At 43.4% G+C, this 13940-nt stretch carries 11 protein-coding genes; 6 read left to right on the top strand and 5 right to left on the bottom strand.

Annotation, left to right across the window (positions count from 1 at the left end; genetic code table 11):
* Nucleotides 1–549, top strand: coding sequence for a hypothetical protein (locus WS42_RS04060; RefSeq protein ID WP_013610618.1), 549 nt, complete (start codon nt 1–3; stop codon nt 547–549).
* A 362-nt stretch (nt 550–911) separates the two neighbouring features.
* On the opposite strand, the gene WS42_RS04055 is transcribed toward WS42_RS04060, so the two are convergent.
* On the bottom strand, nt 912–2006 hold the full coding sequence (locus tag WS42_RS04055; protein ID WP_013610613.1) for a PdxA family dehydrogenase: 1095 nt from the start codon (nt 2004–2006) through the stop codon (nt 912–914).
* A 189-nt stretch (nt 2007–2195) separates the two neighbouring features.
* On the opposite strand from WS42_RS04055, the gene WS42_RS04050 reads away from it, so the two are divergent.
* Nucleotides 2196–2834 (top strand): class II aldolase/adducin family protein, encoded by a 639-nt coding sequence (locus WS42_RS04050; protein WP_046450772.1) that lies wholly within the window; start codon nt 2196–2198, stop codon nt 2832–2834.
* Between the two features lie 50 nt (nt 2835–2884).
* Here the strand turns inward: WS42_RS04050 and pnp are convergent, their stop codons facing one another.
* Together pnp and rpsO are read right to left on the bottom strand one after the other, a co-directional pair.
* Nucleotides 2885–5128 (bottom strand): polyribonucleotide nucleotidyltransferase, encoded by a 2244-nt coding sequence (pnp, locus tag WS42_RS04045; protein WP_046450771.1) that lies wholly within the window; start codon nt 5126–5128, stop codon nt 2885–2887.
* A gap of 104 nt (nt 5129–5232) precedes the next feature.
* On the bottom strand, nt 5233–5502 hold the full coding sequence (rpsO, locus tag WS42_RS04040; RefSeq protein WP_013610609.1) for a 30S ribosomal protein S15: 270 nt from the start codon (nt 5500–5502) through the stop codon (nt 5233–5235).
* A 252-nt stretch (nt 5503–5754) separates the two neighbouring features.
* Here rpsO and WS42_RS04035 point away from each other — a divergent pair, with 252 nt between their 5' ends.
* From WS42_RS04035 to WS42_RS04025, 3 genes are read left to right on the top strand one after another with little or no spacing between them, the layout of a single operon-like run.
* On the top strand, nt 5755–6810 hold the full coding sequence (locus tag WS42_RS04035; RefSeq protein WP_022160677.1) for a DUF1573 domain-containing protein: 1056 nt from the start codon (nt 5755–5757) through the stop codon (nt 6808–6810).
* A gap of 21 nt (nt 6811–6831) precedes the next feature.
* Nucleotides 6832–7899 carry a DUF1573 domain-containing protein gene (locus WS42_RS04030; RefSeq protein ID WP_022160676.1) on the top strand — a complete coding sequence of 356 codons (1068 nt, stop codon included), beginning with the start codon at nt 6832–6834 and terminating at the stop codon, nt 7897–7899.
* 17 nt (nt 7900–7916) lie between these two features.
* Entirely contained in the window at nt 7917–10400 is a 2484-nt protein-coding gene (locus WS42_RS04025; protein ID WP_013610606.1) for an endonuclease MutS2, read from the top strand.
* A 738-nt stretch (nt 10401–11138) separates the two neighbouring features.
* On the opposite strand, the gene WS42_RS04020 is transcribed toward WS42_RS04025, so the two are convergent.
* Complete coding sequence (locus WS42_RS04020) at nt 11139–11423, bottom strand: hypothetical protein (protein ID WP_162610006.1); 285 nt, start codon at nt 11421–11423, stop codon at nt 11139–11141.
* On the opposite strand from WS42_RS04020, the gene WS42_RS04015 reads away from it, so the two are divergent.
* The gene (locus WS42_RS04015) at nt 11371–12639 is read left to right on the top strand and encodes a hemolysin family protein (protein WP_022160037.1); all 1269 of its coding nucleotides are present in this window, start codon (nt 11371–11373) and stop codon (nt 12637–12639) included. The genes WS42_RS04020 and WS42_RS04015 overlap by 53 nt on opposite strands.
* A 39-nt stretch (nt 12640–12678) precedes the next feature.
* On the opposite strand, the gene WS42_RS04010 is transcribed toward WS42_RS04015, so the two are convergent.
* Nucleotides 12679–13940: PKD-like family lipoprotein (locus tag WS42_RS04010; RefSeq protein ID WP_046450770.1), on the bottom strand; the 1262-nt coding region annotated here is incomplete at its 5' end.

The raw sequence follows: 13940 nt of genomic DNA, 5'->3' as shown, positions 1-13940 counted from the left end.
ATGAAAATGAAATATATTATTATTCCCACAATCGTTTTCAACTTAGTATGTTTATCCATATTTATATCTCGACAATATAAGAAATATCATACTCGGAAATCCAATTATATACACTATATTGAAACAATCAAAGCAAAAATAATCAAAGAAATAGAAAATACCCCCTTCTATACTAGTACAGATCCAGAGATAAATATATCTGCAAAAAATATCTTAGTTTTCCATTTCTCAATGGAAGCTTGTCAACCGTGTCTCGAGGAAATAAGTGAAACCATCAAATCAGAGTTTCCCAACTATACAAAAAATAAATATATTATATTTTTTTCAAATGATATTGAAAACAGATTAAGAAAAAACTTTTTAGGGAAACAAATAACTACTTCATTAAAAAAAGAAAAAATTCCACTAAGCAAATATACTACTCCATTATTGTTTACAATAGATTCAAACAATACTGTGCAAAATATTTTCATTCCAGACAAAGACGACACAGAGTCATTGAGAAATTATTTAAAAAAAATAAAGAACAATTATTTCAGTAAAATGTAAATACTCAAATTAAATTCAAATTTCCATGAAGAAACTCCTCAAAACCCTTTTCCAATACCTGATGGTAATCGTCCTCTCACTGACAATCACATTATCCTAAAGCTGTTTGTTGTGGATTTCTATTCGATTTCCGCCTGAATTGGAATATTCGGAAAATGGGACTGCTACATACCCCGACAAGGAAACTATATCGCTCTCGATACAACAGCATGCTGCAAAAATACTCTTCGGGTATATCATAGAATATTGAAAACTTTTTACAAAATAGGGACATTCGGGAAATAACACAAAATCAGCCAACCAATTCATGTTCAATTCTTTGTGAATTAGTTGGCTAATCAGCGTCAAAACTTGGGAGTGTATTATTCCATCTCTTTTTCAATTCCGGCAATCTGCTCGACATTCAAATCGCTTTCGTTACTATTGGAAGCGATGTCGTAATGTCTCAGGGGATTCTGGGCTAACTCGGCATTCATCTGCCGGTTATTATACACATCGATAGCCAGATAAAGCGCATTGCGCATACCCGATTCATCCGCTATACCCTGTCCGGTAATATCATACGCCATACCATGCACCGTAGAGGTATATACAATAGGTAATCCTGCCAATAACACCGCTCCTTCATTACCCTCTATCGTTTTGAAAGGAATCATCCCCTGGTCGTGATACATGGCCAGAATAACATCGAATTTTTCAAATTCTACACCACTGAACAATCCGTCCGGCGCATAAGGTCCCAAAGCCATGATCCCATTATCCCGGGCTCGTTCGATCGCCGGAATAATCACATTCTTCTCTTCTTCCCCATACATACAGTTCTCGCCGGAATGGGGATTGAGTCCCAACACGGCAATCCGGGGCTTCCGGATGGTAAAATCTTTCTTCAGACAAGCATCCAGCAACTTCAGTTTATAGTAAATATTGTTGACCGTAATATTTCCGGCAATATCCCGGAACGGCAGATGATTGGTAACGAATCCCATCTTCATCTTTTCACCCACCAACAGCGGCATGACATTACGGGTTTCATATCTTTCGCTAAAAAATACCGGACAACTCGCTGCGGGCTTAAAGGAATTGCACCCTTGAGGAGCTCCTACCAGGACATCGATCTCATTCCGGTCCAAAGCAGTCAGAGCAGCCTTCAATGCCAGCACCGCCGCATCGTCCGATTCCGGCGTCTCCTGGCCCAAATCCACTTTGATCGCATCGTCGACACAATTGACGATATTACACCTTTTCGGATTCGCATCACGGGCATTCTGAATACTATTCAAACTGAAATTTTCTATATTTAAAGCTTTCCGATGATAAGCAGCCACCTTCGAGGATCCGAACAATACCGGGGTACATACTTCGCAGATCCGGTTTTCTGCCATCATTTTAATGATCAACTCATAGCCAATACCATTGACATCTCCATGAGTAAATCCCACTGTAAGTCTATTCTCCATATCATACTCTGTTTGTAGCTTACAAATATAATAATAACTGGGCAAACCCGATCGTAGTAATTCCATTTATTTTTGTTTTGTTACAGCGTTCATTCAGGAATGAGTTATTCTCTGAAAAACAACCACCGAATTCAGACATATTGCTTAACTTAGCCCATCGATAAATAAACCTTTTCAGTAACCGGATTTATGGAAATTACAGATAAACACATTGAACAATTCCTGGCAGCTGCACATCAAACCGGCGAACGGCGGTTGACCCGTTGCAGCAGTGGTAATCTATCCTGGCGTATCGGCGAATTCGCCCTGATCTCGGCAACAGGCTCCTGGCTTCCCGAACTGCAAGCCGGCCAAATCTCCATTTGCCGGGTCGCGACCGGTGAAATCACAAACGGTATCCGCCCTTCTATGGAAAGCGGCTTTCATTTACAAATCCTGCAAAACCGCCCTGATGTAAATGTCGTATTGCATTGCCAAAGTATTTATGCCACGACGATTGCCTGCATGAAAAAGAAACCCGATAATTTCAATGTCAGTATAGAAATCCCCTGTTATTGCGGGAGAGAAATAGCCATCGTCCCCTACTATCGTCCCGGTTCGGCCGAATTAGCGAAGGCTGTCAGCGAAGCCCTGCTCAATCACGATGCTGCACTTCTGGAAAAACACGGACAAGTATACGCCGGAAAAGATTTGAAAAGTACGATTGAAAAAGCTGAATTTCTGGAAATGGCCTGTGAAATCATGATCCATAGCGGCATGAATTACAACCCGCTCACTTTGCCGGAAATCGAAGAACTGGAGCAATACCTCCGCGGCAAACACCGATAAAAAAACCCGGAACCGAGACTGGTTCCGGGCGATAAATCACTTCGTATCCATTATTCCTCACTACCGGTTTCCTGATTGTCTTCTGTTCTTTCAGGCCGTGATTCACGACGTTCGGGACGTTCACGTCTTTCACCCCGGTCATTTCTATCACCACGCGGACGCTCTGATCTTTCCTGATAACCTTCCGGTTTCGGCAGCAATGCCTTGTGTGACAAACGTAATTTTCCGGTTTTAGGATCCACTTCCAGTAATTTCACCTGAATATGATCGCCTTCTTTCAATACATCCTCTACTTTCTCGATCCGTTTGTAATCAATTTCAGAGACATGCAACAAACCGTCTTTTCCCGGCAGGATTTCAATAAAAGCACCGAAAGGCATAATCGATTTTACAATACCGTCGTACACCTCACCAACTTCCGGTTTAGCGACGATAGCCCGAATCCGTGCCAGCGCCTTATCGATCGATTCCTTATTGGTAGCCGAAACGTCGACAATACCTTTATTACCAACTTCTTCAATATTGATGGTAGCACCTGATTTTTCCTGAATATCCTGGATAATCTTTCCTCCGGGACCAATCAGCGCACCGATCTGATCTTTGTCGATAGTAACGGTAACAATACGGGGAGCGTGCGGTTTCAGGTCTTCACGCGGAGCCGGCATGGTTTCGGTGATGATATCCATGATATGCATCCGTCCTCGTTTCGCTTGTTCCAAAGCCTGTTCCATAATTTCATAAGAAAGTCCGTCTACCTTGATATCCATCTGGGTAGCGGTAATACCGTCACGGGTTCCTGTTACTTTGAAGTCCATATCGCCCAGGTGATCCTCGTCGCCCAGGATATCGGACAATACAGCATATTTAGCACACCCTTTATCGGTAATCAATCCCATAGCGATACCTGTCACCGGTTTTTTCATCGGTACACCGGCATCCATCAAAGCCAGCGTTCCGGCACATACGGTAGCCATAGAAGACGAACCGTTGGATTCCAGAATATCGGATACCACGCGGACCGTATAAGGGAAATCTTCCGGAATCATCCGTTTCAATGCCCGTAAAGCCAGGTTTCCGTGACCGATCTCACGACGTCCTACTCCCCGTGAAGCTTTAGCCTCTCCGGTTGAGAACGGCGGGAAATTATAGTGCAATAAAAATCTTTCTTTTCCCTGAATAGTAGCCTCATCGATAATTTTCTCATCCAGTTTCGTTCCCAGGGTAACAGACGACAAAGACTGTGTCTCACCGCGGGTAAAGATCGAAGATCCGTGAGGTCCGGGCAGATAACCTACTTCACACCAGATCGGCCGGATCTGTTCGGTAGTACGTCCATCCAGACGTACCCCTTCGTCCAAAATCATCCGGCGCATCGCTTCTTTTTCCACATCGTGGTAATAACGTCCCACCAACATGGCTTTTTCGATCTGCTCTTCTTCAGGCAGAGAAGCCAGGTATTCGGCCCGTACATTGTCTAACAATTCGCCACGCAGGTGTTTGTTTGCATTACACTGCCGTGCCACATCATAGGCTTTTTGGTAACACTTGTCCCAAATATCCTTACGCAGTTCCTCATCGTTCACTTCGTGACAATACGTCCGTTTTTCTTTTCCGACAGCAGCAGCCAGTTCTTGCTGAGCTACACACTGTTCTTTAATAGCTGCATGTGCAAACTTGATGGCGTCCAGCATTTCTTTTTCAGAAACTTCGTTCATCTCGCCCTCTACCATCATAATATTTTCATAGGTAGCTCCGACCATGATATCCAGATCGGCCTCTTTCAGAGCGGAAGCCGTCGGATTGATCACAAATTCTCCCTGGATACGGGCAACCCGTACCTCGGAGATCGGACCATGGAAAGGGATATCGCTGACAGCCAAAGCTGCCGATGCAGCGAGTCCGGCCAATGCATCCGGCATCGATTCTTCATCGGCCGAATACAGGGTCACCTGTACAAAAGTCTCTGCATGATAATCGTCCGGGAACAGAGGACGCAATGCCCGGTCGACTAAACGGGATACCAATATTTCGTAATCCGAAGATTTTCCTTCTCTCCGTGTAAAACCTCCCGGGAAACGTCCGACAGAGGCGAATTTTTCTTTATAATCTACAGACAAGGGCATAAAATCTACATCAGGACCTGCATCCTGAGCAGAAACCACAGTCGCGAGCAACATCGTATTGCCCATTTTCAGCATCACAGCACCATCTGCCTGTTTTGCCAATTTGCCGGTTTCCAGCGTAATTACTCTTCCGTCAGCCAGAGTAATGTTCTTTTCAATAACGTTCATAATAACTTAACGGTTAAAAATAAAATGTTTTAACGGAATTCTTTTTCGGAGGGAGGAGGGAGGATAGAAACAAGCCCGGTTGTCGCCGGGCTTGGGAAAACGTATTTTTATTTACGTATATTCAAAGCTTTAATGATAGCACGATATCTTTCAATGTCGCGGTCTTTCAAATAGTCAAGCAATGCCCGGCGTTTTCCAACTAATTTGATCAATGCTTTCTGAGTACCGAAATCTTTGTGATTGGCTTTCAGATGCTCGGTCAAATGATTGATACGGTAGGAAAATAAAGCTATCTGAGATTCCGCAGAACCCGTATCTTTATTAGACTTCCCGTATTGAGAAAAAAGTTCTTCTTTTTTTTCTGCTGATAAATACATGGTTTTTAATTCTTTAAATGATTAATATCGTTAAAACGCCGCAAAGATAGGCTTTATTCCCGGAATTACAAAGAAATGCGACAGTAATTCGTAATAAAAATATAGGTATTTAGATCATAGAAAGGAATTCTCAAAACGGGGTTGGTACAACTTGAAAATTATTTTTACATTTGTAGGTTTTTATAGCCTATAGGGAAAATCTTCCCTATTTATTGTGTATGAAATTTAGAAGATGATATAAAATTACGACGGATGAAAAGATTTATTTTTTTGTTGGTGGCCCTAATGCCTGTTTTGGTTTTTGCTCAGAAAGCTAAAATCGATTTTACAACAACCTCTCACAATTTCGGTACGATCAATGAAAATGCCGGTAAAGCGACTTTTGATTTTTCATTTAAAAACACAGGAAATGTTCCTTTGATCCTGACCAACGTACGGGCCGGATGTGGTTGTACAACACCGGTATGGAGCAGAGAACCGGTAGCTCCCGGTCAAACAGGCAGCATCAAAGTGGCTTTCGATCCACGCAACCGTCCGGGTGCTTTCGTTAAAAGCATTACAGTCAATTCCAATGCTTCCAATTCGGTCGTATCGTTAACGATACGGGGTAATGTCACCCGGAAACCGTTAGGCCCGTACGATCAGTATAAATTCAATATAGGGGCATTAAAATTAACGAGCAACACGATCAATCTGGGGGCGATCAATAACAACCAGGTACTGGAACGGAAGATAGAGGTGATCAATAGTGAAAATAAACCCGCCCGACTTCAGGTAATCAGTGAACATCCCCATCTGACAGTAAGTGTCAGTCCTACGACCCTGACTAAAGATCAAAAAGCCACGATTTCGATCAAATACGATGCCACCAAGAAGAACGACTGGGGATTTGTTACCGATAAAATTCAGCTGCAGGTAAACGATAAAACAACCGGAGACATTACCGTTGCAGCAACGATCAGCGAAGATTTCTCCCACTATAACGGTAATTTTGAAAAGGCTCCTGCAATTTCTTTATCGGAAACGGAATACACCCTGAACGATCTGGATAAAAACAGTACCTACACCCATGAATTCACCATTCAAAACATCGGAAAATCGGAACTGGTCATTCGTAAAATAAAAACTTCAGATTCCAATCTTTCGGTCACAGCTTCCAGAGATACGGTCAAACCAGGAAAAAAAATCAAAGTTAATCTGAGTGTAAAAACCGGAAATGCCCAAAAATTAATTAAAATCATCCAGTTCACGACCAACGATCCTCACAATCCGATTATGACTTATAAATTGATCGGTAATCTGAAATAAGAATACTAAAAATCCGAAGTCATGAAATATTTTATTTCACTTATATCCGCTTTATTATTCACGTTTACCGTATTTGCCCAGGGAGTTCTTGAAATAAAGCAATCCCGGCAAACTTTAAAAAACCTTCTGGCAGACGATCAGCCGATGACAGTGGTTTATACGGCTCAAAACACAGGTACTCAACCGGTCATCATTACCCGCGTCACTCCCATGACCAGTTTACTGAAAGCCGATTGGCCCAAAAGTCCGCTTCTCCCCGGTAAAAGTTGTGATATAAAAATCACGTTTATTCCGATGCAATTACTGGAAAATTTCAACATGCGGATTCTGGTTTATTCCAATGCAAATCCAGCACGTAAAGAATTGATTCTGACAGGAAATCTGGTCGATAATCCTTCCAAACCGGAATTATTGTATAAATATAATATGAATGGTTTGAAATTCAAAAACAACAATATCAACTTCAAGAAAGTATATACCTGGCAAGTCGCTACAGATACGCTGGAATATTACAATACCCTCAAAGACGCTGTCAGCTTAGGAGTCATTTATAAATCCAACCATTTGCAGGCCACTTTCGAACCCGCACAAGTAGCTCCGGGCAAAAAAGGAAAGATTATCGTCACTTTCGATGCTCCCAAAGCCAATGACTACGGTTATGTTTACGAAAGCCTCATCTTGTCCGTCAACGGTTCTAAAGAATATAGCAACCGTTTATCCGTTACCGCGGAACTTAGTGAAGATTTCAGTAAACTGAGCCCAAAAGACAAAGCCAATGCGCCGATAGCACAATTCGATAAAAAAGAATGTAATTTCGGAGAAATCAAACAGGGAGAAAAAACCAGTTGTGATTTTACTTTAACGAATGCAGGGAAAAGTATCCTGTTCATCCGGAAAACGAAAGCCAGCTGTGGGTGTACTGCCGTTACCCTGGGACAAAAAGAAATTCAGCCCGGCCAATCGACAACCATCCGGGCCACTTTCGACTCTACCGGCAAATCCGGACGTCAGTATAAATCGATCACAGTCATCACCAACGATCCCTCTCAACCGGAAAACACCTTGACAATAAGCGGAAACGTTAAATAAAGAATAAAATGCACAAAATGGTTTATCCGGAAAATTTCGAAAGCAAGATTAAGTTTGATAAGATCAGGCAATTCGTTCAAAAAAACTGTCTGAGCGATATGGGCAGAGATTTGGTAGAAGCGATGAAATTTTCTACTGAACCGACAGAAATCCGGGAACGCCTGGAAGAGACGCAGGAATTTATGTCTATTCTGGAAGAAGAAGACCAATTTCCCGGTGATCATTTCAGCGACGCCCGTCCCTTTTTGAACAAAGTACGGGTGGAAGGCTTATTTCTGGAAGTGGCTGAAATGGTCGCTCTCAAGCAATCGCTGGAATCCCTGACGGCTATAGTCCGTTTTTTCCACGGCAAAGACGAACGGTATCCGCGTTTAACGGCCCAGGCCGGAGATATCCAATTATTTCCTTATATTCTGCAACGCCTCGATTCCATCGTATCCCGCCATGGGAGCATAAAAGACACGGCTTCCCCTGAATTGGGAGATATCCGCCATCGTCTTCAACGAAAACAAAACGGTATCTCCCGGCGTATGCAGGCTTTATTACAACAGGCTCAGACAGAAGGGTGGGCAGAAAAAGACACTTCCATCGCTATCCGGGACGGTCGTATGGTCATCCCCGTGCCTTCTGCCTATAAACGAAAAATAAACGGTATCGTCCACGACGAATCGGCTACGGGTAAAACCTCTTATATCGAACCGGCCGAGATCGTCGAAACCAACAATGAAATCCGGGAACTGGAATTGGAAGAGAAACGGGAGATCACCCGGATCCTCCGTCGGTTTGCCGAAGACCTGCGTCCCTACGTCGATGATTTGATTCCGGCCTACGATTTTCTGGCTTACATCGATTTTGTCCGGGCTAAAGCAGCTTTTTCACTCTATATCGAAGCAACCGTACCGGCTTTCAGCGAACGTCCGGAAATGTTCTGGTACAGCGCCCGGCATCCTCTTTTATGGCTCAGCCTGAAAAATAGCGATAAAAATATCGTCCCGCTAAAAATAGAGATTGATGAAACCCAACGGATTATCCTGATATCGGGTCCCAATGCAGGTGGAAAATCCGTATGCCTGCAAACCGCCGGTTTATTGCAATATATGTTTCAATGTGGCCTGCCGGTACCGGTCAGTGAAGCAAGCCGGTTCGGTATTTTCAAAAAAATACTCATCGACATGGGTGACGAGCAATCCATTGAAAACGATCTGAGTACCTATAGCTCACACCTCATCAACATGAAAAACTTTCTCCGCTACGGAGATGAAAATACCCTGATCCTGATCGATGAATTCGGCACCGGTACAGAACCCATGCTGGGAGGGGCTATAGCCGAAGCAATCCTGAAAACCCTCAATCAAAAACAGGTGAAAGGGGTAATCACGACCCACTACACCAACCTGAAACATTTTGCAGCGGAAACTACCGGTATTGAAAATGGAGCCATGCTTTACGACAGTCACCGGATGTTGCCTTTATTCGAATTATGCATCGGAAAACCGGGTTCTTCTTTTGCCTTCGAAATTGCCAAAAAGATTGGCCTTCCTAAAGAAATACTGGAAGATGCCGCCTCGAAAATCGGTGAAGATCATATCAATTATGACAAACATCTGAAAGACATCGCCCGGGACAAACGCTATTGGGAGGAGAAACGCAGACGCATTCACGAAAATGAGAAACGACTCGATGAAGTAGTCGAAAAATATCGTCAGGAATTGACCGAAGCTTCCCGTTTACGCAAAGAAATCATCAAAGAAGCCCAACAAAAAGCTCAGGAAATCATCCATTCGGCCAATAAAACCATCGAACAGACCATCCGGGATATCCGCGAAAATCAAGCAGAAAAAGAAAAGACCAAAGAAATCCGGCAAAAAATGGAGGCCGAAAAAGAACGTTTACTCTCCGAACAAGCCAGCGCTGAAGAAGAACGGATTCGGAAAAAAATGGAAAAACTGCAAAACCGGGAAAAAAATAAAAAGACCAAAAATAAAGCCTCCGCTTCAACTCCGGCTTCCGAGGGCACCACAACCGAACTCCCTTTACAGAAAGGGGATTTTGTCAGTCTGCCCAACAAAGCCATCGGAGAAATTCTTGAAATCAACGACAAAACTGCGGTTATCGCTTTAGGGAATCTGAGAACGACGGCTAAACTTTCCCAACTGAAAAGAGCATCGGCCAGTCAGGCCAAGAAAGTGGCCCGTACCCAGCCCCAAGCCTCGTATGCCAATATCCGGGAAAATATCAGCCAAAAACGTTTCGATTTCAAACCCGATATCGATCTCCGGGGAATGCGCGGAGAAGAAGCCTTGCAAAAAGTGATCACCTTCCTCGACGAAGCCGTTATGCTCAATTACAAAGAAGTAAGGCTACTACACGGCACCGGGACAGGAGCTTTGCGGCAACTGATCCGTCAATATCTCAGCACCAACCCGCTCGTCGCTTCCTTCGGAGATGAACAAATACAACTGGGAGGCGCCGGAATTACAGTCGTAAAATTAGATATATAATATTGGCATTTAATACATGTTTACTCTAAATGTAGGATTATTCTGTTACCTATTCGTCTGCGGTGTTCGTGTTTGGGAACCCGGTCGCTTCTGTCGGTCGTCTAGCCCTTTCTTTCACTGACCGGCGGAACTCCTCACTCCGTTCGTCAGACACCACCGGTCGGGCGTTCAGAAAAAGCAAGACGACACTCGCCAGAGCTCCAATGGTCCCCGAACACGAACACCTTCGACTGACGTTATCACTTCATGGTAAACTAATCAGGACCTGAAAACCATAAAGTTCAAATAACAGAGCTTTTCAAACCTTAAACCAGAATACTATCTATAAATCAATATTTTGTAAAAGTTTATTCCTATATAAGGAGTCCGATATTCCCACTCCGATAGGCTGCCCCGGAATTTAATTGTAAAAACTTCCTTATATTTTCTTTGCCCGGTAGTGCTAACGATAGATGCAGGGTTTTATGTCTGAAGACCATTGGAGCAGTGAACGAGGGTCCGGTTAGGTTTTCCAAACGCCCGACCGGTGGTGTTTGACGAACGAAGTGAGGAGTTCCGCCGGTCAGTGAAGGAAAGCCTTAGCGGACCGGTCCAGGCGAACCGGTCTGAGGACATAAAATCCGGAATCGGAATAGAAAGAAAAAATAATTCTACGTTTATAAATGTAAATATGTATATCACTGGCATAATATTTTTAAATTGTCATCGGTTTCTATTCTGTCGCTTTCAAATCCACTTTTAGGCCCCACACTCTCTCAAAGCTTGCAGTATCTGTTCTTTCACTCTGTCGATCCAATCTTTCTTTACAGACAAATCAATACCGGTATACTGTTTCAGTTTTTCCGTTTCATCCCATCTTTTTCCTTTGGAAAAAACTTCATAATAACCTTCAAAAAAATCTAAAAATAAGTCAATAAAACAGATAGTTGATGAAATACCGTTATATTTGAAACAGAATAAGACATTATTTATGGAAATCGTTATTATTTTAGGATTAATTTTTTTAAACGGCATTTTATCCATGTCGGAAATTGCCATGGTATCTGCCCGTAAAAGTCGTTTAGAGACAGCAGCTAAAAAAGGAAGTAAAACTGCAAAAACCGCCCTGCGTCTGGCCAATGAGCCGGATCGTTTTTTATCCACGATACAAATCGGGATCACCCTGATCGGTATTCTGACCGGTTTATATTCGGGAGAAGCTTTAGCCGGGGATCTGGCCCGTTGGCTGGAAACGATCGGTATCCCCCAGGCCCATAGCCTCACTTTAGCGAAAGGAATCATCGTTATATTAGTCACCTATCTGACCTTAATATTGGGAGAACTGGTACCGAAACACCTGGGTATGAATGCACCGGAAAAAATCGCCCGGTTGATCGCCCGGCCCATGGAAGTACTGTCCAAAATCGCCTCTCCTTTCGTCTGGTTGCTTTCAGCCAGTACCCAAGCAGTTATCCGGCTCACCGGACTTCATGCTTCTACCGAAAATAAAGTGACCGAAGAAGAAATTAAAGCAATCATTCAGGAAGGTACTGAAGACGGTGAAATCCAGGAAGTAGAACAAGACATTGTAGAAAAAGTTTTCAACCTGGGCGACCGTAAAATCGGTTCTATCATGACCCACCGCAGTGACCTCATTTGGCTGGAAATCGGCGAATCCGCCGAATCGATCCGGAATAAAGTGAAGGAGAACGTGTATACCGTGTACCCGGTAGCCCACGATGAACTGGACCATATCGAAGGAGTGGTGTACCTGAAAGACCTTTTCAGCCATTTGGATGAACCGGATTTCAAATTGGCCGATATTTTACGCCCGGCTCAGTTTTTCCCGGAGAATCAAAGCGTGTACAATACACTGGAACACCTGAAATCCGATCACATCAAATACGGATTGGTGACCGACGAATTCGGTAGCATTCAGGGTATCGTCACCCTAAAAGATATCGTAGACGTATTGCTGGGAGAAATCACCGAAAGCCACGACGAACCCGAAATCATCCGCCGCGACGACGGTTCGCTATTGGTCGACGGCCAATGCTCGTTTTACGAATTTTTGGAATACATCGATATGGAATGCCTGTATCCCGAATACGATTATAACACCATCAGCGGCCTGATCCTGCATCTATTGGAACACATTCCCCATACCGGCGAGAAAATTTCCTGGCACGAACTGGAATTCGAGATTGTCGATATGGACGGTGCCCGTATCGATAAAATATTAGTATACAGCAAGCAATAAGGTTGTCCCGAAGCAACTTCGGGACAACCTCTTACCGACCTAATACTTCCAGGTCATAGACACGATTTTTCCCGCTATGTGCTCTTTTTTCCGGATAAAAGTCAGGGTATTGTCCAGATTTACCTCAAATTCGAAGACGCTTCCTTCACGCTCCTGCCCAGGCAAACTGACTCCGACAAACAGTTTTACCGCCGATAATACGGTCTCTCCCGGATATTGGGAACTTTCTCCATATTGAGGGACCAAATACAGGGCCGTAATTTCAGCTCCACTTCCAAACTCATTATAACAAGATACAGACCTTCCATTACCGGTATCATAACAATACAGCTCGTTGCCCACACCATAAAATATCGCTGAAGTGGTAAAAGAAACGGCAAAAGGCATATCTTCCTGTACCGCAAAACCGATTTTCTCTTTCTTCAAGGGTTTAAATCCGGACGGGGACATCAACACTTCGACAAAGTAATGGTCAGAAGTAGTCTTTTCCTTAAAAACACAATAATAGTGTGGATAATCCGTTCCGGCAAATCCACGGTCGGCATATACCAGATACAGATCGCGGAAATACCCTTCCGGCACTTCCACTACGCTGAACGAATTGGGCGGCCAACTTGTTTTCTGCAAAAACTGACTATGCTCGTTATCATAGAAGATATACTGCATCATCCCCATAAAAGTATACTCGCTCAACCGATAGTCCTGATCTACCGCATAGGCAGGCTGATACCAACCGACATAAGTCGACCGCTCATGAAGCTGTCCGTTGTTAATGATAAAATCATTGTATAAGTCTCCAAAAGCTGTCTCGTCATAATTAAAATAATTGGAATATCCGTATCCGTCGGGGTGTAATGGGTCGGGAGTCTGATAAAACAGTTCCGCATAATCCTTGAATTTCGTAAAATCTACCGGATTCAAAGCGCATCCGCCTTGTTCGTCATGACACATTACCGTCACAAAAGCCGGAATCGAATATCCTTTAAACATATAACATACCCGATAAGGGTTCCTCCCCAGATGTAAACCCGGGTTCACTTTCTCGTATACATCCTGTACCACTTCTCCCGATCGTTCCCAATAAGCCAGATTCGCATATCCGTTCAAATCACTTAAAACCAGTAATCCCTGTCCCAGTTGACTTTCTACCACCAATTTAAAAGGAACTTTGGTAAATATACCTGTCGATTTCTGAATCACTACAAAATAAGCTTCATATGTATCGGGATACAGATTTACGGGTGTCTGTATATTCAATTCTTGAGACAGGGTATCTATTTTTCCATTTCCCCGGTCGACAT

Source organism: Odoribacter sp. N54.MGS-14 (assembly GCF_000980295.1).
Classification (GTDB): domain Bacteria; phylum Bacteroidota; class Bacteroidia; order Bacteroidales; family Marinifilaceae; genus Odoribacter; species Odoribacter splanchnicus.
Note: the sequence above shows the minus strand (reverse complement) of the source record. Positions and strands in the feature narration are given on the sequence as shown.